25 protein-coding genes and 1 pseudogene are annotated in these 22,622 nt (G+C 48.1%); 16 read left to right on the forward strand and 10 right to left on the reverse strand.

Annotation, left to right across the window (positions count from 1 at the left end; all coding sequences use genetic code 11):
* Positions 1–218 precede the first annotated feature (218 nt).
* On the forward strand, positions 219–824 hold the full coding sequence (locus H6F88_RS09910; RefSeq protein WP_190642594.1) for an AAA family ATPase: 606 nt from the start codon (positions 219–221) through the stop codon (positions 822–824).
* Between the two features lie 178 nt (positions 825–1,002).
* On the opposite strand, the gene H6F88_RS09915 is transcribed toward H6F88_RS09910, so the two are convergent.
* The 4 genes from H6F88_RS09915 to H6F88_RS09930 all read right to left on the reverse strand — a co-directional run bounded on the left by H6F88_RS09915 (position 1,003) and on the right by H6F88_RS09930 (position 2,219).
* The gene (locus H6F88_RS09915; protein WP_190642595.1) at positions 1,003–1,248 is read right to left on the reverse strand and encodes a hypothetical protein; all 246 of its coding nucleotides are present in this window, start codon (positions 1,246–1,248) and stop codon (positions 1,003–1,005) included.
* A 60-nt stretch (positions 1,249–1,308) separates the two neighbouring features.
* Positions 1,309–1,491, reverse strand: a complete 183-nt coding sequence (locus tag H6F88_RS09920) for a hypothetical protein (RefSeq protein WP_190642596.1) — start codon at positions 1,489–1,491, stop codon at positions 1,309–1,311.
* 60 nt (positions 1,492–1,551) lie between these two features.
* On the reverse strand, positions 1,552–1,902 hold the full coding sequence (locus tag H6F88_RS09925; protein ID WP_190642597.1) for a hypothetical protein: 351 nt from the start codon (positions 1,900–1,902) through the stop codon (positions 1,552–1,554).
* A 122-nt stretch (positions 1,903–2,024) separates the two neighbouring features.
* Entirely contained in the window at positions 2,025–2,219 is a 195-nt protein-coding gene (locus tag H6F88_RS09930) for a hypothetical protein (RefSeq protein ID WP_190642598.1), read from the reverse strand.
* A 269-nt stretch (positions 2,220–2,488) separates the two neighbouring features.
* Here H6F88_RS09930 and H6F88_RS09935 point away from each other — a divergent pair, with 269 nt between their 5' ends.
* The 6 genes from H6F88_RS09935 (at position 2,489) to H6F88_RS09960 (ending at position 10,790) form a co-directional block, all read left to right on the forward strand.
* On the forward strand, positions 2,489–2,719 hold the full coding sequence (locus tag H6F88_RS09935) for a DUF2281 domain-containing protein (protein WP_190642599.1): 231 nt from the start codon (positions 2,489–2,491) through the stop codon (positions 2,717–2,719).
* Positions 2,716–3,102 carry a type II toxin-antitoxin system VapC family toxin gene (locus H6F88_RS09940; RefSeq protein WP_190642600.1) on the forward strand — a complete coding sequence of 129 codons (387 nt, stop codon included), beginning with the start codon at positions 2,716–2,718 and terminating at the stop codon, positions 3,100–3,102. Before H6F88_RS09935 ends, H6F88_RS09940 begins: the two co-directional genes overlap by 4 nt.
* Positions 3,103–3,335: 233 nt before the next feature.
* On the forward strand, positions 3,336–4,727 hold the full coding sequence (locus H6F88_RS09945; RefSeq protein WP_190642601.1) for a peptidylprolyl isomerase: 1,392 nt from the start codon (positions 3,336–3,338) through the stop codon (positions 4,725–4,727).
* A gap of 182 nt (positions 4,728–4,909) precedes the next feature.
* Positions 4,910–6,457, forward strand: a complete 1,548-nt coding sequence (locus H6F88_RS33235; protein ID WP_190642602.1) for an FAD-dependent oxidoreductase — start codon at positions 4,910–4,912, stop codon at positions 6,455–6,457.
* 281 nt (positions 6,458–6,738) lie between these two features.
* Positions 6,739–9,282 carry a glycogen/starch/alpha-glucan phosphorylase gene (locus H6F88_RS09955; RefSeq protein WP_190642603.1) on the forward strand — a complete coding sequence of 848 codons (2,544 nt, stop codon included), beginning with the start codon at positions 6,739–6,741 and terminating at the stop codon, positions 9,280–9,282.
* A 125-nt stretch (positions 9,283–9,407) separates the two neighbouring features.
* Positions 9,408–10,790, forward strand: coding sequence for a DUF3370 domain-containing protein (locus H6F88_RS09960; protein ID WP_190642604.1), 1,383 nt, complete (start codon positions 9,408–9,410; stop codon positions 10,788–10,790).
* On the opposite strand, the gene H6F88_RS09965 is transcribed toward H6F88_RS09960, so the two are convergent.
* The 5 genes from H6F88_RS09965 to H6F88_RS09985 all read right to left on the reverse strand — a co-directional run bounded on the left by H6F88_RS09965 (position 10,782) and on the right by H6F88_RS09985 (position 14,103).
* Positions 10,782–11,048, reverse strand: a complete 267-nt coding sequence (locus H6F88_RS09965) for a hypothetical protein (protein WP_190642605.1) — start codon at positions 11,046–11,048, stop codon at positions 10,782–10,784. The two genes, H6F88_RS09960 and H6F88_RS09965, sit on opposite strands and share 9 nt — an antisense overlap.
* Positions 11,049–11,256: 208 nt before the next feature.
* Positions 11,257–11,610, reverse strand: a complete 354-nt coding sequence (locus H6F88_RS09970; RefSeq protein ID WP_190642606.1) for a DUF4870 domain-containing protein — start codon at positions 11,608–11,610, stop codon at positions 11,257–11,259.
* Positions 11,611–11,739: 129 nt separating this feature from the next.
* Positions 11,740–12,615, reverse strand: a complete 876-nt coding sequence (locus H6F88_RS09975; RefSeq protein ID WP_190642607.1) for an MBL fold metallo-hydrolase — start codon at positions 12,613–12,615, stop codon at positions 11,740–11,742.
* Between the two features lie 87 nt (positions 12,616–12,702).
* Positions 12,703–13,200, reverse strand: a complete 498-nt coding sequence (locus H6F88_RS09980) for a hypothetical protein (RefSeq protein WP_190642608.1) — start codon at positions 13,198–13,200, stop codon at positions 12,703–12,705.
* Positions 13,201–13,275: 75 nt separating this feature from the next.
* Positions 13,276–14,103 carry an aldo/keto reductase gene (locus H6F88_RS09985; protein ID WP_190642609.1) on the reverse strand — a complete coding sequence of 276 codons (828 nt, stop codon included), beginning with the start codon at positions 14,101–14,103 and terminating at the stop codon, positions 13,276–13,278.
* Between the two features lie 137 nt (positions 14,104–14,240).
* On the opposite strand from H6F88_RS09985, the gene H6F88_RS09990 reads away from it, so the two are divergent.
* Positions 14,241–14,744: a class III extradiol ring-cleavage dioxygenase gene (locus H6F88_RS09990; protein WP_206756435.1), complete on the forward strand. Its 504-nt coding sequence runs from the start codon at positions 14,241–14,243 to the stop codon at positions 14,742–14,744.
* On the opposite strand, the gene H6F88_RS09995 is transcribed toward H6F88_RS09990, so the two are convergent.
* Positions 14,656–15,207: a peptidase C15 gene (locus tag H6F88_RS09995; protein WP_347277686.1), complete on the reverse strand. Its 552-nt coding sequence runs from the start codon at positions 15,205–15,207 to the stop codon at positions 14,656–14,658. The two genes, H6F88_RS09990 and H6F88_RS09995, sit on opposite strands and share 89 nt — an antisense overlap.
* Positions 15,208–15,302: 95 nt before the next feature.
* Here H6F88_RS09995 and H6F88_RS34370 point away from each other — a divergent pair.
* From H6F88_RS34370 to H6F88_RS10030, 8 genes and pseudogenes are all read left to right on the forward strand, one after another.
* A pseudogene (locus H6F88_RS34370) lies at positions 15,303–15,394 on the forward strand (DUF4058 family protein); the annotation flags it as partial.
* 75 nt (positions 15,395–15,469) lie between these two features.
* On the forward strand, positions 15,470–16,117 hold the full coding sequence (gene hisH / locus H6F88_RS10000) for an imidazole glycerol phosphate synthase subunit HisH (RefSeq protein WP_190642611.1): 648 nt from the start codon (positions 15,470–15,472) through the stop codon (positions 16,115–16,117).
* Between the two features lie 247 nt (positions 16,118–16,364).
* A complete protein-coding gene (locus H6F88_RS10005) occupies positions 16,365–17,987 on the forward strand; it encodes a GDSL-type esterase/lipase family protein (RefSeq protein WP_190642612.1) in 1,623 nt (540 codons plus the stop codon).
* A gap of 223 nt (positions 17,988–18,210) precedes the next feature.
* Positions 18,211–18,897: a V4R domain-containing protein gene (locus H6F88_RS10010; RefSeq protein WP_190642613.1), complete on the forward strand. Its 687-nt coding sequence runs from the start codon at positions 18,211–18,213 to the stop codon at positions 18,895–18,897.
* Positions 18,894–19,235 carry a hypothetical protein gene (locus H6F88_RS10015; protein WP_190642614.1) on the forward strand — a complete coding sequence of 114 codons (342 nt, stop codon included), beginning with the start codon at positions 18,894–18,896 and terminating at the stop codon, positions 19,233–19,235. The genes H6F88_RS10010 and H6F88_RS10015 overlap by 4 nt, the downstream gene beginning before the upstream one ends.
* 73 nt (positions 19,236–19,308) lie before the next feature.
* A complete protein-coding gene (locus H6F88_RS10020; protein WP_190642615.1) occupies positions 19,309–19,794 on the forward strand; it encodes a hypothetical protein in 486 nt (161 codons plus the stop codon).
* A gap of 18 nt (positions 19,795–19,812) precedes the next feature.
* Positions 19,813–20,466 (forward strand): V4R domain-containing protein, encoded by a 654-nt coding sequence (locus tag H6F88_RS10025; protein ID WP_190642616.1) that lies wholly within the window; start codon positions 19,813–19,815, stop codon positions 20,464–20,466.
* 206 nt (positions 20,467–20,672) lie between these two features.
* Complete coding sequence (locus H6F88_RS10030) at positions 20,673–22,577, forward strand: protein kinase (protein ID WP_190642617.1); 1,905 nt, start codon at positions 20,673–20,675, stop codon at positions 22,575–22,577.
* Positions 22,578–22,622 lie beyond the last annotated feature (45 nt).

Here is a 22,622-nt window from a genome sequence, read left to right on the forward strand (position 1 = left end):
ACAGGGTCACCACCACTCATTAGTTCTTTGTGCTAATACACTTAATGCTCTGCTCGTGTCCAATATTTCTTTTAATTCTTCTACTTTGACGGGCATCTCATAGTTCCGAGAAGCTTTGCTTTCAGGATTGGGAATCACGTGCAAACTTCAAGAGACAAGCCACAAATAGTTGTATCCTATTTCCGCTTGTGCTGATTTGTGGGTCTAACAAGGAGCTTATGCAAGACAGTTTTCATTGCGGTCAGCGAATTTCGGTTGTGGGAACTACCGGATCAGGAAAAACAACTCTGGCACGAAGAATTGCTCAACAGCTTCAAGTTCCTCATGTTGAGTTAGACGCACTTCATTGGGAGCCGGGTTGGACAGAGGCTTCAGATCAAGTGTTTCGTGACCGGATAACAGAGGCGCTTGCAGGCGATCGCTGGGTTGTAGACGGCAATTACAGTAAAGCTCGTGACCTAGTTTGGAGTCGAGCGGATACCGTTGTATTTCTGGATTACCCATTCTGGCTAGTGATGAACCGATTGCTGCGGCGAACCGTGCAGCGATCGTTTAGACAAGAAGAACTTTGGAATGGCAATCGGGAGAACGTTTGGCTATCGTTCTTTAGTCAAAACTCTATCCTGCTATGGCTATTGCAAACCTATCAGCGCAATCGTAAAAAGTACCCTGCACTATTTCAGCAGCCAGAATATGCCCATTTATCTGTGATACATCTACAATCCCCAAAAACAACAGAAGATTGGTTATTAAATCTCAGTGAATTGGCAACACAGCCAGCAGTTTCACCTGCGCTAAAGCAGTTACCACTTGAACAGCCATAGAATTTGTTTAAGCTATTTATTAATCTGGTATCACGAGGTAGGGGCGAAGCGGTCGGTCACAGATCTGGAACTATTTAAGGGTTTCCCTGCCGATCGCTTCGCCCCTACGGGGACTCAATCAAGCAGATCTGGAACTGTTTTAAGGTTTCTTACCGACCGCTTCGCCCCTACAGTGGGCTTAGTTATCTCGCTTGCGATAGCGCCTGAGAATGCTCATCACTTCACTCAGGTGAGGGGCGGGCAACAAAGGACTCCATGCGCCCACTTGGGCAAAGCCACGCGCGTGAAGCGTATGAATCGTTTCCATCACTCCATCACGAGAACCGATCACTAAAATTTGCAGCCGTTCGCGTTCTGGATGAGCAGAGGAAAGATTGCTCTCTGCCACAACTGAGCAGAGAGACTCTAAAAAGTTCTCAGGCATTAGGGTTTGACTCCTGTTTAGGGTTTGCAAGGAAACCCCAAAAACCTAGCCACCTTCAGACTATTTGACGCGACGAGTCGAGGTGGCTAAGGGAGTGGTAAAATTCACCGTTAGCCGCCAGACTGCTGTACTCAGTTTGTCGGTTAGCTGCTCAAGGTTGCTGTAACAGCCTTGAGTAGCGCTAGATTTTTGGGTTTGTGTCGGTTGTGATGTGTAATAAAAACAACCTTGACGAGAGAGCATATCCGGGAATGGATACTCTCGTCAAGGTGTTTAGGTGAATTATGTTTGCTATTGTGTCGTCTATTGCTTTGCTTTTCGGGTCGGACGCTTGCGCTCACTGCGGCGCACTCCTCCTGCCATCTCATATTCGGGGCTGTCTTTGCCAAACTTAGCGGCGACCGCCAACAACATATCTTCAGACAGTTCACTCAAAGATTTCTCAAACTCTGTAACCGCAGTCGCAGCTGCATCAGCCGCCGAGAGTGTGGTGTTATAAAACTCTAGCCTTCTGCGACCCAATTCGATCGCCTGCTCATACGTCTCAACCGTCCGCCCGTTGCCCAAATCCAAGGAGGAGCTAATAGACTTGATTGCCGCCAAGCGACGTTCTGCTTTTCCCAAAACTTTAGAGCTACGCTTTTGACGCGCCATGATGGATTACCTGTGTGGGTAGAGTACAAATTCAAGGTACTTACACCAGAGCAACTGTAGCCTCAGCAATAACCGATCGCATTCCAACCGTTTTACCCAAGTTTGATCAGAAACAACGTAGTTTAACGGCGATCGTTATTAAAAAACTTTACAAATAGCTTGGCGATCGTGACAAAAGCTTGTTTCGTCGCGACGGAAAAAGATTCCAACATGATGAAACAGGGTTTTGCCGTGCCGGAAAGAGATTCTGTCGTGATGAAACAAAGTTCTGTCGCGATGAAATAAAGTTCTGTCGTGCTGGAAAAAGATTTTGTCATGCCGGAAAGAGGTTTTGTTGTGCCGAAATAAGGTTTTGTCACCTCAATGCAGTCCCACGTAGGTTGGGTGAAGCAGAACCTACTTTTTCACTCTCGTCACCTATCAACGTCAGCACCTATTTCACAGTCATGAAATGGTTGACCTGTTCCGTGCTGCTTTTCGTAGCGTTAAAGCAGACTCTTCCTTTACAATTCAAGCTGGAATTGCTGTGATGTTTTTGGTAGAAGTAAACAAAGAATATAAATCATGGCGATAAAAAGGAGCACTTATGACAATTGATGCAGAGATTTTGCAAACTATTACTCAAATGCCAGAACCACTCAAGCAAGAGCTTCTGCACTATGCCAAATATTTAATTAATAACTATTCAACAGATATCCCTGAGGAAAACTTACCATCCCAAAAACGTCGATCTGGCATCTTAAAGGGTACTTTTGTGTTGCCTTTACCTGACGACTTCGATGAGCCTCTTGAAGATTTTAAGGAATATATGGAATGAGTACTTTTCTTTTAGATACTCATGCCTTTATTTGGCTGACTGAAAATGATTCAAGCCTTCCAGGCAATCTGAGAACAACGATCGACACTGCAGATTTAGTCTATCTAAGCATTGCCAGTCTTTGGGAAATTGCCATTAAGTTGAAACTTGGCAAGTTATCGCTTCGACAGAGCTATGAAACGATTGGAATCGCGATCGATAGTTCAGATATCCTCATCCTGCCAATCTCTTTTGCCGATACGGTGCAAGTGCGGAACCTCCTGCTGCATCACGGCGACCCGTTTGACCGAATGTTAATTTCACAAGCAATCAACCACTCTCTCACCATTATTAGTACTGATAAAAAGTTTGATGCGTATCCGGTAAAACGGCTGTGGGTATGAATATAAACAAAAGTCCTTTAAATGAACTTGAATGCACGGGTGAGAAGTTCCCTCAATCAATTCCGCACCGTTAGTGTTTGTCCAATGGAAATCATTGGACAAACACTAAATGGGGATTAGTTAAATTTTTAGTGATGTTCTCGGCTTTGCCTCAACTGTAGGTTGCTATCTTGACTCATCAACTTTAAGATCACTCTGGATTTGAATCAGATGTCGTCTTGGTGAGATCGTTTATGTCAATTGTGGTGAACCCCATTTCTGATTTAGTGGTTAGAAATGCTCAAAATACTGCTGTTAACCTACTAAACAATTTTGACGATCCATTTACAACGGGACTGGTTGCTCGCTTTGAGCTATTCAACACCTCCTTGGGCGGTGGAGTCACCAATGTTGTACTTTTCGATCAGCCTGGGGCAGGCGCTCCATTGACTGTGCGAAACTTTCAAAACTATGTCAGTCGTGGGGCCTATAGAAATTCAATTATCCATCGCTCTGTTCCTGGTTTTATTGTTCAAGGTGGGGGGTTTACCGTTGATGGATTGGATAAGGTATTAGAGCAAACCCCTAGAAGCGGTGCGGATGCGGTAGAGGTGATTCCAGCGGATGCTCCTGTACGCAATGAGTTTAGTGCGGGTCGCTCTAACCTACGTGGCACGATCGCGATGGCTAAAGTGGGCAACAATCCCAATAGTGCGACGAACCAATGGTTCTTCAACCTTGCTAACAACTCTCGCAACTTGGATAACCAAAATGGTGGATTTACTGTCTTTGGTCAGGTGCGTGGAAGGGGTGATTTGAATGTCATTGATGCGATCGCCAGATTGCCCATCTTTGGGGCTGCTAATTTCTTTGGTCAGTCTGCCTTTACCGACTTGCCATTGAGCGTTGCAGATCCCAGAAATCCCGTATTGAGTGGTGATGAGAATCTAGTTCGCTATCGCAGCATCACAGTTTCCCGCGTCAATGAGTTGCAGTTTAGAGTTGTCAACAATTCCAACCCTAACCTGGTGAATGCGACAGTTCGCAATAACCAGCTTCAACTCAACTACCGTCCCACTCGAACGGGAATAGCTGCAATCACAATTCGTGCAACTAATCTGTTGGGAGACACGATTCAAGACACATTTTCTGTGACGGTTGCAAGCAGAAGGGCTACTGCTAGGGCTGACTACCTGGTGGGCACAAACAGAAATGATGCGATTCGTGGATTGGCAGGCAACGACCAAATTTCAGGATTAAACGGAAACGATCGCCTGTTGGGTCAAGCTGGTGCAGACAGACTAGTTGGGGGTGCAGGCAACGATTTTCTCCAGGGTGGAGTTGGCAACGATGCGATTAACGGTGGCGCAGGTAACGATCGGATTGCAGGGAACGCTGGCAGAGATCGGATCACCACAGGAGGCGGTCGAGATACCCTTATCATCGGTCGTGGAGAAGGCTTAGATGTAATCACAGATTTTGCTAACAGACTCGACAAAATTCAACTGAGTGGGGGGGTGTCGTTTGGGCAGCTAACCATTCGTCAACAGCAAAGTGACACACTCATTCAGGTGGGTCGTACTAATCTTTTGACACTAGAAAATGTAAATGCGAACCTGGTAACCCAGGCAGATTTTGTAGCGTGATGGATTTTTTGTAGAACAAAAAACAGAAGTTTACCCTTGGATAGTGCGGCTCAGCTTCTAGCCTTTGCTGCGATCGCCTATCCTAAGGGTTACTTTTGCCATCCTCTCCCTCTTTCGAAAGAACCCGGCTTTTGTAAAGCTATGTAAAGATTCCTTGTAATGAGAAACGAGGAATAAGAGTAATGCACCAGAATTCTGGAGAAAGTACTTCGGTTTGGATGAGAACCGCAAAGGTTCCTGAGCAATCAGCTCTAAAGGAATCTCTTCATGCAGACGTGTGCGTAGTCGGAGCAGGAATTGCGGGACTCACAACGGCTTACTTATTAGCCAAGCAAAAGAAATCTGTCGTGGTATTGGAGGGTAGAACGATTGGGGGTGGTCAAACAGTTCGGACAACCGCTCACATTGCTACAGCACTCGACGATCGCTACTACGAAATTGAGAATACTCATGATAAAGAAGCGGCAAAATTAGTCGCTGACAGCTTTACAGCGGCGATCGCCTGTGTCGAATCCATTGTTACCGCTGAGAACATTGACTGCGATTTTGAGCGGTTGGATGGCTACTTGTTTGCTGCCACACTAGATGATGTTAAGGATTTAGATCAAGAGCTAGAAGCTGCTCATCGCTCCGGTTTAACTGGGGTTGAAAAGTTGGCGCGATCGCCTATCAGCAGCTTCGACACCGGCCCATGTTTGCGCTTTCCCCAACAGGCCCAGTTTGATCCTCAAAAGTATTTAGCAGGACTTGCAGATGCGATTACCCGTCACGGTGGACGCATTTACACCCACACTCACGTCAGCGAGGTAAAGGGCGGTTCTCCAACCCAGGTAAAGACGCGGGAAGGGTTCACCGTCACCGCTAACGCACTTGTGATTGCAACTAATTCTCCGATTAACGATCGCGTCTTTACTCACTTAAAGCAGGCACCCTACCAAACTTATGTGATTGCTGCAAAAGTGCAAGAGGGGGCGATCGCCAAAGGTTTGTATTGGGATACGCTTGACCCCTATCACTACGTCCGTTTACAGACAATGCAAACCGATGGAGAAACCTATGATTTGCTGATTATTGGGGGTGAGGACCACAAAACCGGACAGGCAAACGATGCTGATGCCCGGTATGCGGCCCTGGAAACCTGGACAAAAGAAAGGTTTCCAATGGTGGAAAGCATTGAGTTTCGTTGGTCAGGTGAAGTCATGGAATCGGCAGATGGACTGGCATACATTGGGCAAAGTCCTGACCAAGCAGAGAACGTTTACATCGCGACAGGCGATTCAGGAATGGGTATGACTCACGGCACGATCGCTGGAATGCTCCTAGCCGACCTGATTGCTGGACATAAGAACCCCTGGGAAGAGCTGTACAATCCAGGACGAGTACCAGTGGGTGCTGCCTCTGACCTAATTACAGAAGGAATCAATGTCGCTGCACAGTACGCGGACTGGGTGACAGGCGGTGAGATCGATGACGCTGAGCAGTTGGCTCCAGGAACAGGGGCAGTCATTCGACACGGACTCACCAAAATAGCCGTTTACCGGGATGAATCTGGCGAATTACACGAATGTTCAGCCGTTTGTCCTCATTTAGGTTGCATTGTTGCCTGGAATTCCGCTGAAAAATCCTGGGATTGCCCCTGCCACGGCTCCCGCTTTAGTGCCACAGGTGAAGTCGTAAACGCACCCGCAATTAAAGGATTAAGTCCTGCAAAGACCAAAACCACAAAATAAGTGGCGTATGCCGATCCGATGTATGAATTTTGTAGGGACATGGCATTGCCATGTCCCTACAGCGATGTAGGTTAGGTGGAGCATTGCGAAACCCAACGAGGAGTCCTGCAAGTGTTAGGTTCCGCTGTGCTTCACACAACTTACGAATTTTACGTACCTTAATTCTTTAGGGAGAATCAACCCGTCTTAACCATCAGCACAGATATTAGTAGGGACGGTTGTAAACCGCATTTGAACCTAGCGCTTTAATCGAGCTATAGACAGGACTCCTGTTAATCTACATGCAGACCCAAAACCCTACACAAACTCAAAATATTCCAGTTCAGGTGGACGACGATCGCACAGGTCTAGAGGTAGAAACCCTCAGACGTGCCTTGGCGGATAATTTGGTCTACATTCAGGGCAAATTTCCTAGCAATGCCACCAAGAATGATTTGTACATGGCGCTAGCCTACACTGTGCGCGATCGCCTCCTTCTGCGCTGGCTCAACACCACCACCACTTGCCGCAAACCGGGTGTTAAAGTTGTAGGCTACCTATCTGCCGAGTTCTTGATGGGTCCACACCTGGGGAATAACCTGATCAACCTGGATATTTACGATCAGGTGCGTCAAGCCGTTGAAGAATCAGGCTTAGATCTGCAAGATTTGCTCAACCAGGAAGAAGAGCCAGGTTTAGGAAATGGTGGATTAGGGCGATTAGCAGCCTGCTACTTAGATTCTCTTGCCTCTTTGGAAGTGCCTGCAATCGGCTACGGCATTCGCTACGAATTTGGCATCTTTGATCAGCAAATCCGGGATGGCTGGCAGGTTGAAATCACTGACAAATGGCTGCACTATGGCAACCCCTGGGAGATTGCTCGCCCGGAAGAAACCGTCGAAGTTAAATTTGGTGGACACATCGAAACCTACCACGATGACATCGGTAGACTTCGTGTGCGTTGGGTGCCCAATCAGACTGTGAATGGAATTCCCTATGACACACCAATTACTGGATACAGAAACAACACCGTCAACACCTTAAGACTCTGGAAAGCAGAAGCACCAGAATCCTTTGACTTTCAGGCATTCAACAAAGGAGACTACTACGGTGCGGTCGATGAAAAAATGAGTTCCGAAAACATCACCAAAGTGCTTTATCCTAACGATGAGCAGATTCAGGGTAAGCAACTGCGGCTAATTCAACAGTTTTTCTTTGTCTCGTGTTCTCTGCAAGACATCATCCGAATTCACTTGCAAACTGGTAAAACGTTAGACACTCTACACGAAAAGTTTGCGCTCCAGTTGAATGACACTCACCCTGCGATCGCCGTTGCAGAACTGATGCGCTTGCTCGTAGACGAACACTTAGTGGAGTGGAACAAAGCCTGGAACATCACTCGAAACACACTCAGCTACACCAATCACACCCTCTTGCCAGAAGCTCTGGAGCGCTGGTCTTTGAGCTTGTTTGGTAGCCTTTTGCCCCGGCATCTGCAAATCATCTACGAAATCAACACTCGCTTCCTGGATGAAGTGCGAATGAAATATCCTGGCGATGTCGGGCGAGTTGCCCGCATGTCGTTGATTGACGAAACAGGAGAAAAATATGTTCGCATGGCTAATCTTGCCTCTGTAGGCAGCCACGCCATAAACGGAGTTGCTGCTCTCCACTCTGAGCTACTCAAAGAAACTGTTTTGCGCGACTTCTATGAGTTTTCGCCAGAGAAGTTTAGCAACAAAACGAATGGAGTTACCCCACGCCGCTGGATGGTGTTGAGCAATCCCAGACTGACTAAACTCATTTCCAGCAAAATTGGCGATAACTGGATTAAGCATCTAGAAGACCTGAGAGAATTAGAACCCTTTGCTGACGATGTTGGTTTCCGTCAGGAGTGGCGACAGATCAAGCAGGACATCAAACAGGATTTAGCAACTTACATTCACCAGCGAACTGGAGTAACTGTATATCCTGACTCATTGTTTGATATCCAGGTAAAGCGAATCCATGAGTACAAGCGCCAACACCTAAATGTGCTGCACATCATCACGCTTTACAATCGGATTAAACACAACCCAGATGTTGACATTACGCCGCGTACCTTCCTATTTGGCGGTAAAGCAGCGCCCGGTTATTTCATGGCAAAGCTGATCATTAAGCTGATCAACTCGGTTGCAGATGTGGTGAATCATGATCCAGATGTGCGCGATCGCCTCAAAGTGGTCTTCTTGCCTGACTACAACGTCACCTTTAGTCAGCGAGTCTATCCAGCAGCCGAACTTTCTGAGCAAGTTTCCACAGCCGGAAAAGAAGCCTCTGGTACAGGCAACATGAAGTTCTCCATGAATGGCGCACTCACCATCGGCACACTTGACGGTGCCAACATTGAAATCCGAGAAGAAGTGGGTGCAGAAAACTTCTTTTTATTCGGCTTAACCACCGATGAAGTGAATGATCTGAAATCCAAAGGATATAATCCCTGGGACTATTACCACAGCAATCCTCAACTACGTGAAGTGATTGACCTGATTGCCACAGGGCATTTCTCTCACGGTGACGTTAGCCTGTTCAAACCGCTGTTAGACTCACTGCTACATCACGACCCTTACATGCTGTTTGCCGATTATCAGTCTTATGTTGACTGTCAAGACAAAGTGAGTAAAGCTTACCGAGATCAGGATAACTGGACTCGCATGTCGATTCTCAATGCAGTGCGGACAGGCAAATTTTCCTCCGATCGCGCCATTCGCGAATACTGTGAGGACATTTGGCACGCCCAACCCGTCCCAGTCGAACTGCGGGAATATGCTCAGGCAACCGCAGGATTGGGAAGCAACGGGGGTTGAGGATTCGTGACCAGTTGGTGATACATTTTTAGGCACTAGTTATTGGTCGTTGACTACAAATTGGCTATAAACAGCTACCAATGATCAATAACTAGCATTACCGTCTATCTACGACTACTTCCTGCATGTTCGCTTTTCTACTCACCCTTGCTCAGGCTACCCCTACCCCTACTCCGCCACCGCCACCAGAACCTCAAGAATTTGTCCGTCCTCAGGAAGTGCGATCGCTTCCGGGTGGGCTTGACCAAATTCCGATGTTTAACAGCAACAGCCCAGAACTGGTGCAGACACAAGGAATTCTGCTCTCAACGTTTCCCGCAGAAGGAATGGAGCAGCCTGCCGCACACTTAAATTTCCCATTTGAAGGACGGTTTGATTTATTTGCTCACCACGTTTATCGGGCGCCATCTCCAGAAGAATTGACGAGTCTTTATCTGGGCATCATTGTTCACAATCCTGGTAGTCAACCGGTTGCAGTAGATGTATTGCAGGCTGCAACCTATCTCAGCCAACCGGATGCCCCCTTCATTGACCTGCCTGCCCTGGTAGAAAATCCTTTAGGGGAAGTGTATGCCGGACCAGGTGGCCGCGTCATGAATGATATTTTGCGGGGGCAGCGTCAGGAAGGCTTTTCGCCTCAAGTGATCGTTCCACCTGGAGGCTATGAAATGTTGCTGAACGTGCCAATACCTGTTGAAACGCTGGACCCGCCAATCAACGGACGTTCTACCCTGATGCGCTTGCGAAGTGACGGCCGGGTATATGTAGCGAGTTTAGCCCTATTTGCCCGTGAGGATGAAACAGGGAATGAGCAGGCTCCTACCTTGGATGAGTGGCGATCCCTCCTGCAAACCGGAAGTCTTGCTGGAGCCCGCGATCGCACCCCCACACCCCCAGACCAAACGGGAGGACAGGTGGTTTATGGACGAGTGGCTGGAGTGGCTCAAGGTTCTGTTTGGGAAGCTCAGGTAGCAGACAGCCCCAATGCCCTTACGCTAAGTATTCCAGCACCGGGTGAAGCTTTTTCCTATGGACTCAGTACTTTGGTAGCTGGCAGGTTAGGCACAAATCAAGTGCAGACCGCCCCTATGCTGGTACGTTACCCGGACACGGCTTATCAGGCGCACGGCAACTATGCTATTCAGTACAGCCTCTCGCTGCCTTTACACAATCCAACAGATCAAACTCAACAGGTAGCGATCGCTCTACAAACTCCGATCAAAGAAGACCTACTGAGTCAAAATGGACTGCGCTTTTTTAAGCCACTGCCCACCCAAACCTTCTTTCGAGGAACGGTGAGAGTGCGCTACACCGACGACCGGGGCTTACCTCGAACACGATACATTCATGTCGTACAGCGCCGAGGACAGCAAGGCGAGCCGTTAGTGACGTTGGAAATGCCAGAGGGCGATCGCCGTCTTGTTCAGGTTGATTTCCTCTACCCGCCTGACTCTACGCCACCCCAAGTGTTAACTGTTCAAACTTTGGAGCGAACTGACTCAAACTAATTCAGCAACCATCCAGGCATAGGTCAAAACACCAATTGCCACAGTGCCAATGATCGCTTGCTGATGTTCGCGCCAAACGCGGCTCCAACTAGACTGCATCAGGGCGATCGCAGCACGACGTTCGCGGCTTAGCTCTGCTATCAGTTCAGGCACTTTTGTATTAACTTCAGCCAGAGAAACCTCACCTCGCTGGTAAGCCGCCTCTAGCTCGTCTAGCTTGCGCCAATAATCTTTTGTTGCATCTAGTAGATTAAACATCTGAAACCTTAAAGCGCGACACTCGTTTGTTAACTTCTGTAACGATGCTAGCTTGATGGTTTACCAGATGCGCTCAGCAAAAAGGCAGAGTTTGAGGATTGCACTACAAAGACAAAATCTCCAACTTTTCTGAGAAGTTGGAGATCTGAAGAGCCAAGGTTACAGCTCGAATAGGATCACATTACTTAGGTTCCTAATTCCCAGTTCCTTACACTACGCGGAAAATAAACGGATAGCGATAAGGCTGTGAAGGTTCGCGGAAAGTGTGCATAATTGCCAAAACAGGCATTGTCCAGTGAACGATGAACAAAACCAGCAGCAGCGGATAGCCAATCAGCAACAGGCAAAGAAAACCAAAGATTGCGCCATACAGCCACACGTTGAGGTGAAAGTTGATTGCTTCCTTCGCATTCTCTTTGACAACCGGATCTTCCGAGATAAACAGAATCGCGATCGGGATGCCCACAGAAGCAATCAAAGAACTCAGGAAAATTGAGCCATGACTGAGCGCTGACAGCAGCTTTTGTTTATCTATGCCAAAAGTGTTTGGTGAATCTTGCATTCGAGTTTTCCTAAAGGTGGTGGTTATCTGGCGATCGCTACACCTCAATATTAATATCCATTCTTCAGGCTGAAGAGTCGAAGTTACCGTACTTTTAAAGGGATGAAAAACGAGGGTTGCAAGACAACTTTATCTCTCATTTTTCATCCATTGAAGGCACTGCTGCATTTTTTGGTGCATGGTTTTGCGATCGCTATGATAGCGACGACCATGACCAGGTAATACCCATTCAAAGGAGTAATTCGCCAGTTTTTCCATCGATTGAACTAACTCTGTCCAGGAATACCAGCAGGCACGGCGAAAGGCGTAAAGGTGGTTTAGCTCATTTGACCAAGCAAGATGATCGCCCGTAAACAAAAATTTGTTGTCATACAGCAAAACCGTGTGCCCTTTGGTGTGACCAGGAACTGGAATAATCAGCAAATCATCGGTAAGTGGCGTGGGTTCTGTGCCCGATAGCTGAATCTCTACTGACTGCGTACCTCGGCTAATCTCGTCTTTGTGGAGAATGCGATCGCAGCCAAAATGATCGTGAAACTTCTGGTGATCCGCTACATCATCCCGGTGCGTCAGGTAAAGGTAACGAACTCCACCCAGTTGCTCCAGTCGTTTCACCAGAGGAGGGGCAAAGCGGGGCGAATCGACCAGCACATTTCCTTCTGGTCTTTGAATCAGGTAACTGGCAGCACCAAAGGAACTTTCGGCATGATAGCCGCAGTGATAAACCGGACCTTCAACCAAAATCGGGAAACTTGCTTGTGCTTGCTTGATGTCAGTCGGTTTTTCAACCGTGCCAATCGAGGCAGTTGGGCAAGCCAGCAATGCCTGCATTGCCCGTAATCGTTCATCGTCATTCACAGGCTGATGATGAACAGCAGACTGATCTCCAGCTTCATGAAATACCTCTGGAGCCATCCAGCGGCAAGTATCGCAGTCGATGCAGGAGCGATCGACATAAAAATCGCCACTCACGTTTTGAGGACGACGTTGACTCAGTTGCGCCATAGCTGCACCTCGTGGTGGAATAATTCCACGCTACACACTGCGATCGCTTTTGTGGCGTTTTAGAGGAACTGTTCAACAAACTGCAACCTAACTCTGACTGTCTACCTTCTTGGCAAAAGCTTTCTGCAATATCCACAGCCCCGCTGCACTAGCAGCACTGCTAAACAAGCCAAAGCTAGCCTGCTGCTTTCCTGTGAGCAAATAGGCAAATCCAATAATGGTAAGGGCGATCGCCGCTCCTTTCGCTGCCGTTAACATTAACCGAATCGTGACAATCGCATCCGTTGTTTGTTTCGTTAAATCCGTTGACTGACTGGATGGAACAGGAGTGGAAATCGTATGTTCTATTGATCGCAGCTTGACCAGATCAACTTCGTAATAGGTGCCCAATTCCTCGTCCCGCAAACTCGCAACCGAATGCAGCCCAAACTTTTTAGCATGGGCGATCGCCTCTCGAATTTGTTTCTTAGTCGCGACGGGTTTCAGCGCCTCAAACACGGACTCCCGATAAACCCCAGTTTTTGCCATATCCAGAATGCGCTGGCTTAGCTCAACCACCGAGGGTCGTCTGGCAATGGTACTCATAAGGTATCTCTGCTCAACTGGGCAAGTCTCAATATAGTAATTTTGTACTAAGTTGCCAGATCTGCAAGAGGAGTTTTAGAGAACTTCAAGCGGTCTGGCTTTCTGGGGTGGTGGGAAAGCTTGATTCAACTCAGTTAAGTCAGCATCGGTTAATTTCAGGTCAAGCGCTGCGTAATTCTCCCGAATGCGATCGCGATTGCTCGATTTTGGAATAACGATGACTCCTTGTTGCAGTAACCAGGCGATCGCCACCTGAGCCGCAGAAGCATGATGCCGTTCCGCAATAGTTTTCAGCGACGAGTTATTCAACATTCGTCCCTGTTCTAACGGTGAATAAGCCATCACTGCCACATTTTGCTCCCGGCACCAGGGCAACAAATCCCACTCGATGCCACGCCGACTCAAGTTATAAAGCACCTGATTGGTCGTAGTTAACCCCTGATCCAGGCTATGAGCTTCTTCCATGTCATCGCGATCGAAATTGCTCACGCCAAAGTCGCGGATCTTTCCAGCCTGCCGCAATTCCTGAAACGCTTCAATGGTTTCAGCCAAAGGCGTTGAACCACGCCAATGGAGCAGGTAAAGGTCAAGGCGATCGGTCTTCAACCGCTTCAGGCTACGTTCACAGGCAGCGATAGTGCCTCGGCGAGTAGCGTTGTGGGGATAAACCTTGCTGACCAGGAAGATTTGGTCGCGGTTGGGGGCGATCGCTTCTCCCACAATTTCCTCGGTACCGCCTTCCCCATACATCTCAGCGGTATCGATTAGCGTCATGCCCAGGTCAATGCCAAACCGTAGAGCATCCACCTCTTCCTTGCGTTGCCTGCCATTTTCCCCCATTCGCCAAGTGCCCTGCCCAAGAACAGGCATCGTTGCGCCCGAAACTAGCTTCACAGTTTGCATGATTAATCTTTGTGCTTTGTGCCGCTCTCTAACCGTAATCACCTTGCCAGAGAGACAGAACACTTTACACCCTACTAGTGGCAGAAATAAGTTGTAAGAATTAGTACAATAAGAAATCAAACAATCTGTAGCGAGGCTTGGATCATGGTGCCTGGACACCACTGATGCTGATAAATCCAGACGCTGATATTCCAGTTACGCAACTCTCACTTCAGCCGCATTTAGGGGCAGCACATCATCTCTATCTAGGGCAAGCTCTGGCACCGTTGCGTCAGTCCGATGTGTTGATCGTGGCAAGTGGTGCCGCAATGCACAATCTACGTATGTTTGGCGCTTATCCATTTGAGGCATCTCCGCCCGAATGGGTTGCTCAGTTTGACGAATGGCTAACAGAAACCGTCACACACCAGCGCGTTGATGACCTGCTAGGCGGTCAACGTACTGCTCCTCATGCAGCTCAAAATCACCCCAGCGAAGAACACTTCTTGCCGCTATTTGTTGCAATGGGAGCAGGCGGTGCAGAAGCCAAAGCAACTCAATTGCATTCCAGCTTTACCTATGGGGTTTTAGCATGTCAGCTTTTGCATTTACATAATGGGTTTCGCTGCGAACATACTCGACGATCGCTTGGAAGTCTTTGACAATTTGTTGAGAATTCATTGAAGTCAAAACAGGGATATGAACAAAGATGCAGGGGCAGTCTAAACCAGCTTCCTGTAGATGTTTCAGCATCGCATGATAGAGTGCTTCGCAAACAAACTGTCCTGCATCATGACTGATTTCAGTAAACTCTAGTTCTGTGATTAGTTTCTCTAGATTGACTCTTGTATGGAGAAGTATGTCATCTGTGATCGCCCTCGACTCTACAGTCAATTTCTGCCGAGACTCTGCCATTCCACACAAGATTACAGCATCAGGTTGAAGCTGGTTAAAGTGAGCGATCGCCTGCTCCGGTGCCAATCGAAAATCAACTGGAAGCTGCCTCAAAAAATGCAAACCAGTTGAAGGATAATTTTGCTGAATTTCTACCAGCAAATCATCTGATGCATTCGATTGCTGATGCGCCATCCAGGTCGTAAAAGAAGTGAGTAGAATTTGAGTCACAGAGATTTCTGAGAAAGACTAAAAGCGTAAGCCTGACCATAAGAATATATCTATCTGAGTCTTACTTCTGCCACTGCTTCATTTGAGGTGTCGTTATGCCGTCTCTATTTCCAGGAATGAACCCTTGTCTAGAAACCCTGACCTATGGTCTGAGGTTCATAATCAATTAATCGTGGCGATCGCTGACACCGCTGCCTCGCTTCTTTCCCGGTGACCGTCAAACGAGTAGGATGAAAGAAGCCATCACTTCCAGGAGCAGGAAATGACTGTTATTGCCGTTGTCGATTACGACATGGGAAACTTGCACTCTGCCTGCAAAGGCTTAGAGAAAGCAGGTGCAACCCCCCAAATTACCGATTCCGCTCAAGAGTTAGAACGAGCTGATGCAGTCGTTTTACCGGGAGTAGGCGCATTTGATCCGGCAATTCAACATTTGCGATCGCGCGATTTAATTCAACCGATCAAAGACATCATCGCTAGCGGCAAACCCTTCCTGGGAATTTGTTTAGGCTTACAAATTCTTCTAGAAAACAGTGAAGAAGGTCACGAACCAGGTCTAGGAGTAATTGCTGGAACCGTGCGTCGCTTTCGCCCAGAATCAGGTATTACCATTCCTCACATGGGTTGGAATCAACTCCAGTTCACCCAGCCTAATCTTCCACTCTGGCAGCAGCTTCCCGCTGACCCCTGGGCATATTTCGTCCACTCTTATTACGCTGACCCGACTGACTCTACAGTCACCGCAGCAACGATCACGCATGGTAGTCAAACCGTGACTGCGGCGATCGCCCACAATAACTTGATGGCGACCCAATTTCACCCCGAAAAATCTTCAACTAGCGGATTGCAAATCCTGTCTAACTTCGTTACCCATGTGAACAGCCTGCAATTCGCAACAGCCCATAGTTAAAGATTCTTTCCTCATCCCTCATTCCCTACCCTTCATCCTTTTCTCACCAAAGCCCAAATAGCTTGAAAGCTCAGTAAAGATCTCCTTTGTTCAGTAGTGCTACCTAGATATAGCCGTTAACGTAGAACCCGACAAACCCATCAAAGTAGCGCTTTAGAAACTATCTTCTGCCTACGGGGAAGCGGTGCAGTGATATCTGTTCCGTCAGCTTCAGCATGACAATCCATGACTATTACAAGGCAGCAAAATGGCAAGGATAACGGGTAACTCCAGGAATAACGGGATTAGAGGCACCAACGGAAACGATCAACTTTTCGGGCTAGGTGGCAACGACAGATTATTAGGATTACTCGGGAACGATTCGCTTGATGGTGGCATCGGTAGAGATGCTCTGATTGGTGGCTTGGGTAATGATGCTTACGTAGTAGACAGCCAAAGCGATCGCGTCGTTGAAGAAGCAAATGAGGGGATAGATTTAATCAGATCTACGGTCAGCTTGCAACTTCCTGATCATGTTGAAACCCTTGCTCTACAAGGAAGAAGTTCGTTAAACGGTGTTGGTAACAGCTTAAACAATAGAATCCTGGGTAATGCAGGGCACAACTCACTGAATGGCGGCGCTGGCAATGATTCTCTGGATGGTAGAGACGGCAATGACACGCTGACTGGAGGCACTGGTAGAAATACCCTGAATGGCAGTACGGGAATAGACACTGCTAGTTATGCCGGGTCAACTTATCGCATTTCTGCCAACCTGAGCACTGGAAGTGGCAGCCGCATCATCTCAGTTTTGCCGCTGGGAGACTCAATTACTTCCGGTGAACATACAAATCGGGTCGCAGGAGCCTATCGCACTCAGCTTGAAGATCGATTTATTGGCGATCGCTTTGCCGTTGATCTAATCGGTTCAAGATCTGACGGTCCCAGTGACTTGAGGGACAAAGACCACGAGGGTAACCCTGGACTAAGAATTAGCCAGATTACCAATATCGTGGATGATTCTGAGTATTTTGAAACTTACAGTCCTGACGTCATTCTTCTGCAAATTGGCACAAACGACACCAGCGCTAGCAACAACCGAACACTTGACCAAATGAAGGCAGACTTGGGTGAGCTGATTGATCAGATTACCAGCCGATCGCCCAACGCCAGACTGGTCATATCCACCGTCACACCCGTTACAAACTCATCTCGAAATGCTCGCTTGCAGGACTTCAACGAAGCCATTCCAGATTTGGTCAGTGCTAAAGCTGCTCAAGGTAAGCGAGTTACGTTTGTGAACGCAGGAGGTTCCTTAAACCTAGGTGACATTGGCAGTGACGGCATTCACCCCACTAAAGCAGGTTACGACAAATTGGGAGATACCTGGTATGCCCGACTATCTAGCCAAGGCGTTCTTTCTTCTTTTAACAGTCGCGATCGCTTAACCAACCTAGAGAACCTGACTGGCTCATCCTTTGACGACGAATTAACTGGAAACAGTGGCGCAAATGTTCTCACGGGAGGTGCTGGAAGTGACCTGCTAAGAGGAGCAGGAGGAGCAGATACCTTTGCTTACAAGTTCGCCAGTCAGGGTAGAGATACCATCACCGACTTTGGTAGAGATGACCTGCTGCAAATTTCGGCTTCAGGATTTGGCGGCGGTTTGCGACGGGGAGTTAGCTTGCGTGGCACCGCATCTGCAACCGGAGCCTTCATCAGCGGCAGTAATCCCACATCTGTCGGGACGAGTGCCAACTTCCTATATAACACCAGCAGTGGTTTGCTTAGTTTTGATCGCGATGGCGTAGGCAGTGGGTCAGCGGTCGCGATCGCCACCCTCTCCGGCACTCCCTCCCTCAGCCGCAGCCAGTTTAGGATTGTTGCCTAGCGCCATCCATTGACGCTGCGGATTCAGGTTCACAAAAATCTACGGATACTTGTCCGTTAGATTCACCAAATCGGGGGAATATTGAAGACAAGAGTAACCCAAGGGGAGCAAACCAGTAGATTTGCGCTTGGCCGTTTCAGTCAATTTTCCTATAGGAAGTAGCATCTATTTACCTGAGTTACTCAAGCTCTCATCGATACTCAACCCAGTCAAGAGAACTCCTATGGTGACGGTGACCCAACCTCCTCAAAACCTGCCCAAATCAAAAAACTCTAGAAAACACAACCACTATGGGTTCCGTGATTTCTTCCAATTCGACCCTGACAAGGGCACGATCACAGACTGGAACGGCAGTCAAAACATTTTCACCACCGAGGATTTCATCATCGGGCTGGTTGAAGGACTGGAAGAAGAAGTGGGTGATGCCTCCGCAGCTACGATGTACACGATTGGCTGTGAATGGGGTCAAAAAGATGCTTTCTTCTTCGAGAAGTGGTTTGAGAAAGAATATGACCGCACTGTTCGTCAAACCAATTTGCTCTTTCTCTTAGAAACCTGGTGGTGGCCCTTCACCTCTCAAGGTTGGGGACGCTGGGAGGTAGATATGGGCGATCGCAAACAAGGCTTCATGTTTATCAATATCTTTGATTCTGCTGTTGCTCGTACCCTAGGAGACGTAGGTAAGCCGGTCTGCCACATCTACGCCGGACTATTTGCCGGTTTCTTCACCGAACTCGTCAAAAAACAGCTTGGTTGCATCGAGATTCAGTGCTACTCAATGGGCGAAACTTACTGCAAATTCCTCCTAGGCAGCCAAGATCGGATTGATGCAGCCTCCTTCTGGCTTAACGAAGGCGCAACAGCTAGAGACATCGAGAAGCGTCTGCGGGGTGGAGAACTGTTGAGATGAGCAATGCAGCAGTAGCACACACCAACGGAAAGACCAATGGTGGGATGAATGGTGGGATGAATGGTTCTACCCCAACTTCAAAATCTTGGTTACAACAAACCGTCCATCAGTTTTTCACCGCCTTCAATTGGGAAGGACATTCACCAGAGGTACAAGAACTCAAGCTCACTGCTCTACACGGCAACGACGCATCACTGAGCTTGACTCTGACCGTCAGTCAGTTTTTCGGCGCGATCGCCTGGGATGGCAACGCGATCGCCACTACGCCCACCCCAGCAACCTCTACCCCATCATCCAACGAAGACTTCACTTTAGAAGATTTCTCTGACCTCTTCTAAAGTTCAATACAACTTCCCAACCCTAGCCATTCACCTTCCAATTTTCCTTCATCCCTCATCACTTCTCTCCGCCATGCATCCACAACTTGAAACCATTTTTGATGAAGCAGAGAATCGTTATCTCAAGCCCGAGGAACTTAGCCTTCTAGGTGAATACGTAGACTCTCTCCCTGAGCGGCTAGAAGCCTATCGCAACTTGCGCGATCGCGAACTCAAAATCATGCAGTCGGTCGCAGATCAGCTTCAGTTAGAACTGCCTCAGCAAAAAGTTGAGATGCTGGAACGCAGTATCAAAAATGCGCTGCTGCTGCTTCGCTACTGCGCGATGGGAATGCTACTCAACGATGAAACATTTGTCAAAGAACGGTTGTTGGGCTGGTTGAGCCAAACTATTCAGGTTTACGACACCCGCTCCATAGACGCAGTGTTATACCGACTCCTCAATCAGCGCCTCAAGCAAGCCCTAAATCCCAGGCACTTAACCCTACTAAGCCCCATGCTGCTGCTAGCGCAAAACACGCTCCAGCAGCCTGCCAATACTCCAACTCCTAACCGCTAATCCTCACTCCCCAAAACCATGATTTCCGTTGCTGATTTACTCACCAATAATCGTATTCCCAGCAATTACTTCGCAACTGATGCCTATGTGCGGGGTGATCTGGAGTTAGGCTTGCTGGAAAATCGTCAGGGCGATCGCCTGCTGGCAATTCCTGAAACCCTGATCCAGGGCATCTATGCTGGATTAGAAAAGGAAACAGGACAAGCATCGCGGTTAGTGTTGTTTAACTGCGGTCGTTGGTGGGGTAAGAACTTCTACGTTCGCTTCTGTGAACAATTGACGGATTATTACAGCGTCTCACCTGCCGATATGCCGATGGTCGAGTTTCTCCAATCCTTGCAGCAATGTTGGATTACACATGGCTGGGGCAAGATTGAGCTTGACCAAACCTACCAGCATCGTGGGTTTTTGGTCATTAAAACTTGGAACTCTCCCTTTGCTAAATTAGCTCCCCAAGGTAAACAGCCCAGTTGTTTCCTGGAAGCCGGAATCTTGAGTGCTTTCTTCAGTCAACTAACAGGACGAGAACTTCACTGCGTCCAGACGACCTGCGAGTCGCTTGAAGCTGACTGTAATCGGTTTGTCATCGGCTTGACTAAGCGTCTAGAGCCTGCTGAGACTCTAGTTACAAATCTGGAACACGAAGCTATAATGCAGCAAATTTCTGGCTAAACTAAACCTTCGTTGCTAAGCTTGCACCCAGGTACATCTACAAATATGGAAATATGGTTGGGTTGCAACTTCTACTCTAAGTTTTCTAGTTAAGCTTTAAAGCCTAAGTCTAAAAAGGTCGTACCGCTCGGAGTGTAGCCTCATCTGAGCCAAATTTCTATTAATTTTGTTAGGTTCTATAGACTAAGCTATAGAAAAATGTTGTTGTGTCCAGCCCCGTTGGAAGTGAGTTAAAGCGATCGAAGTATCGGCTCCTCGGATTGGTGGGGCAAGGGCAGTTTGGCCGGGTTTTCTGCGCCGTACACCGGCAGACGGGTCGTTTGGTAGCGCTGAAAAATCTAGAGCATCAGCGATTTCCAACGCACAAGTTTTTGCGTGAACTGCGATTTTTGCTGAGTTTGCAGCACGAAAATATTGTTACCTGTCAAGCCTTGGAGCACACTCGCACAGGGCGCTACTTGGTGATGGATTATTGCGAAGGCGGCACCCTTCGCAACCTGATGGTGGGAGATAGCTTCCTGAATTTGCCGCAAAGCCTGAAGCTAGTGGCTGATATTTTGGCAGGGCTGGACCATGCTCACAGTCGGGGTATTGTTCACTGCGACATTAAGCCAGAGAACATTCTGCTGAATTTGCAACCTTCAGGCTGGACGGCACGAATTTCTGATTTTGGCATTGCTCGTCTCAATCAGGAATTGGTTGAGCAGGGAACGGGCAATACGGGTTCACCTGCTTATATGGCTCCAGAGCGATTCTACGGGCAATATTCGCCTGCTTCTGACCTTTACTCAGTAGGTATCTTGCTGTTTGAACTGATTACTGGGCACCGCCCGTTTTCAGGTACTCCAACAGAGTTGATGTCGGCCCATTTGAATCATCCCTTAAAGTTGCCTGACTCCATCCCACCTGCGTGGCAGCCAATTCTGATTACTTCGTTGCAAAAGCTATCGGCTCGACGGTTTCGCTCAGCAGCTGAGATGCTGTCTGCTTTACAGATTGTTGCGGTGGAGCAAGGGTTTGGTTCTTTGCTGGAATCGCAGGCAAACGTGCCATTGCTGCAACCGAAGCGACCTGCTCCGGTTTGCGAATTTGGCTATCAGCAGTGTGAGCCACTGCCTCACCCGATCGCCCAGTTGTCGCTGGCTCCACAGTCCAACACACCATTACAGCGATCGCACTCTATTCCACTGGCAAATCTTTGTTGGACGACGGGCACTCAGGTTGCTCATCAACTGCTCCCTGCTGACACTTTGATTAGCGCAGGTGATTTGCGGCAGACCTGGCACACAATTCTGCCTTCACCCGTGCGGAATTTATGGCTTCATTCTCAAGGTTGTTTTGCTGTCACATCTGAGGCAGTTTATTTTCTCCCTTTGTTTAATCAGGCAGCGCACCCTACGCCACAACTCGTAACTGTGCCAAGTCAAGATTTTGTTGCTGCTGCCAAAGGGACCTGGTTGGCGACTCTGACTACTCCTACTGATGCCGAGTTCAATAGTTTGGAGTTTTGGCATCTTTCGGAGATGGACTTTAAATTCAAGACTTCTACTCAATCTATTAAGCTATCGCTCAAAGGACATCCTTCTAGTATTAGGTTGATTGCGCTGGATTCTCGTCATGTCGTAGTTGCTTCTGGTTTGCCGTCTCGAACGATGTCGCTGTTTCCAAATTCAAAACAGCATTCTTCAGCGACCTTGATTGAAGGGTTTACGCGCCGGGGCAATCGTCTCGGTTCTCTCGTTGTGCCTGTGCCGATAGGACAGGTTATTGCAACTTCTGTCCCTTATCAACTGCTAGCAACTGATTTGTGCAATCCTCAGTCTGTATTGCTGATCGACCTGAAACCCTTCAGAATTACACGGCTCGGAGTTGAAATTGTGCCTGAACTTTTGCTGGCTACTCGTTGGGGCTATATCTTGGCAGATAGCCAGGGGCAAATCGTACTTCTAGACCGTGAAGGGCAGCAAATCAGCCGGATTGATGGCCAGGCTCCTATTACTGCGATCGCCCCGTTCAACCAAAGTAATCTCCTGATTGCTACCTGGGACGGCAACAAAGGCAATCTCTATACCGTTGATCTCATGCAGCTAGACATCGATTTATTGTTTTAGAGTATACGTTAGTGCTTGATACATCGCGGATAGGTGTCTGTTAGT

The sequence above is a fragment of the Oculatella sp. FACHB-28 genome (genome assembly GCF_014696015.1).
Taxonomy (GTDB): Bacteria; Cyanobacteriota; Cyanobacteriia; order Elainellales; family Elainellaceae; genus JAAUTN01.

Excerpts from the sequence above, each read along its gene's own strand:
- H6F88_RS09930 (WP_190642598.1), bottom strand. The coding sequence starts at position 2,219 with ATGACAAAATCTTTTTCCAGCACGACAGAACTTTATTTCATCGCGACA.
- H6F88_RS09975 (WP_190642607.1), bottom strand. The coding sequence starts at position 12,615 with ATGGCGCAACTGAGTCAACGTCGTCCTCAAAACGTGAGTGGCGATTTT.
- hisH (WP_190642611.1), top strand. The coding sequence starts at position 15,470 with ATGACTGTTATTGCCGTTGTCGATTACGACATGGGAAACTTGCACTCT.
- H6F88_RS09925 (WP_190642597.1), bottom strand. The coding sequence starts at position 1,902 with ATGGCGCGTCAAAAGCGTAGCTCTAAAGTTTTGGGAAAAGCAGAACGT.
- H6F88_RS09980 (WP_190642608.1), bottom strand. The coding sequence starts at position 13,200 with ATGAGTACCATTGCCAGACGACCCTCGGTGGTTGAGCTAAGCCAGCGC.
- H6F88_RS09920 (WP_190642596.1), bottom strand. The coding sequence starts at position 1,491 with ATGCTCTCTCGTCAAGGTTGTTTTTATTACACATCACAACCGACACAA.
- H6F88_RS09970 (WP_190642606.1), bottom strand. The coding sequence starts at position 11,610 with ATGCAAGATTCACCAAACACTTTTGGCATAGATAAACAAAAGCTGCTG.
- H6F88_RS10010 (WP_190642613.1), top strand. The coding sequence starts at position 18,211 with ATGGTGACGGTGACCCAACCTCCTCAAAACCTGCCCAAATCAAAAAAC.
- H6F88_RS09935 (WP_190642599.1), top strand. The coding sequence starts at position 2,489 with ATGACAATTGATGCAGAGATTTTGCAAACTATTACTCAAATGCCAGAA.
- H6F88_RS09915 (WP_190642595.1), bottom strand. The coding sequence starts at position 1,248 with ATGCCTGAGAACTTTTTAGAGTCTCTCTGCTCAGTTGTGGCAGAGAGC.
- H6F88_RS09910 (WP_190642594.1), top strand. The coding sequence starts at position 219 with ATGCAAGACAGTTTTCATTGCGGTCAGCGAATTTCGGTTGTGGGAACT.
- H6F88_RS10020 (WP_190642615.1), top strand. The coding sequence starts at position 19,309 with ATGCATCCACAACTTGAAACCATTTTTGATGAAGCAGAGAATCGTTAT.
- H6F88_RS09965 (WP_190642605.1), bottom strand. The coding sequence starts at position 11,048 with ATGTTTAATCTACTAGATGCAACAAAAGATTATTGGCGCAAGCTAGAC.
- H6F88_RS09945 (WP_190642601.1), top strand. The coding sequence starts at position 3,336 with ATGTCAATTGTGGTGAACCCCATTTCTGATTTAGTGGTTAGAAATGCT.
- H6F88_RS09955 (WP_190642603.1), top strand. The coding sequence starts at position 6,739 with ATGCAGACCCAAAACCCTACACAAACTCAAAATATTCCAGTTCAGGTG.
- H6F88_RS10005 (WP_190642612.1), top strand. The coding sequence starts at position 16,365 with ATGGCAAGGATAACGGGTAACTCCAGGAATAACGGGATTAGAGGCACC.
- H6F88_RS33235 (WP_190642602.1), top strand. The coding sequence starts at position 4,910 with ATGCACCAGAATTCTGGAGAAAGTACTTCGGTTTGGATGAGAACCGCA.
- H6F88_RS10015 (WP_190642614.1), top strand. The coding sequence starts at position 18,894 with ATGAGCAATGCAGCAGTAGCACACACCAACGGAAAGACCAATGGTGGG.
- H6F88_RS10025 (WP_190642616.1), top strand. The coding sequence starts at position 19,813 with ATGATTTCCGTTGCTGATTTACTCACCAATAATCGTATTCCCAGCAAT.
- H6F88_RS09940 (WP_190642600.1), top strand. The coding sequence starts at position 2,716 with ATGAGTACTTTTCTTTTAGATACTCATGCCTTTATTTGGCTGACTGAA.
- H6F88_RS09985 (WP_190642609.1), bottom strand. The coding sequence starts at position 14,103 with ATGCAAACTGTGAAGCTAGTTTCGGGCGCAACGATGCCTGTTCTTGGG.
- H6F88_RS09960 (WP_190642604.1), top strand. The coding sequence starts at position 9,408 with ATGTTCGCTTTTCTACTCACCCTTGCTCAGGCTACCCCTACCCCTACT.